Origin of the sequence: Mesorhizobium sp. M7A.F.Ca.MR.362.00.0.0 (genome assembly GCF_004023175.1) — a bacterium.
Classification (GTDB): domain Bacteria; phylum Pseudomonadota; class Alphaproteobacteria; order Rhizobiales; family Rhizobiaceae; genus Mesorhizobium.
The window spans coordinates 586-1,025 of sequence record NZ_RZTF01000799.1 but is presented as its reverse complement, the minus strand read 5'-3'; the positions used below and the strand labels follow the sequence as shown (position 1 = coordinate 1,025).

1 protein-coding gene is annotated in these 440 nt (G+C 62.7%); it reads right to left on the bottom strand.

What is annotated here, in order from left to right; all coding sequences use genetic code 11:
* Positions 1-208: 208 nt before the first annotated feature.
* Positions 209-440, bottom strand: a 232-nt coding sequence (locus EOC06_RS44655) for a DDE-type integrase/transposase/recombinase (RefSeq protein WP_245470452.1), incomplete at its 5' end; no start/stop codon positions are given.

Genomic DNA, 440 nt, shown 5'->3' with positions numbered 1-440 from the left:
GGCACGGCTTGTCGCCGAAGCGTTCTCGCCAGGAGGCAATGTCTCGGTGGTTGCGCGTTCCGAGGGCTGGACCCCTCGCAGCTCTATGCGTGGCGCCGCAAGGCGCTTTCGTCGGGCATGGTTGCGCCACTGACGGAGGGAGCGAGCAAGCCGGCGGGCGTTGTCACGTTGTTTGCAATGTGGGCGCGTGAGGCCGACACCTCGCTTTTCAGGCAGGCCGTGCGCTTACGGCTTCCCACGCGGCCATTGCCTGGCGTCGATGGGCTCGAATTTGTGCGGCGGAGCGGTTGGTCTGGGATGGGACGAAGAGATTTCGGACGGCGGAGAAGATCGACACGAAATGCTGCAATGAGCCGACCGACCGGAAACCCTGTCGCGTTCGTTCCCGTTTTCGGAACGGCAGGTGAGAATTCTCCTCCCGGTTGTTTAAGCCTTTATGC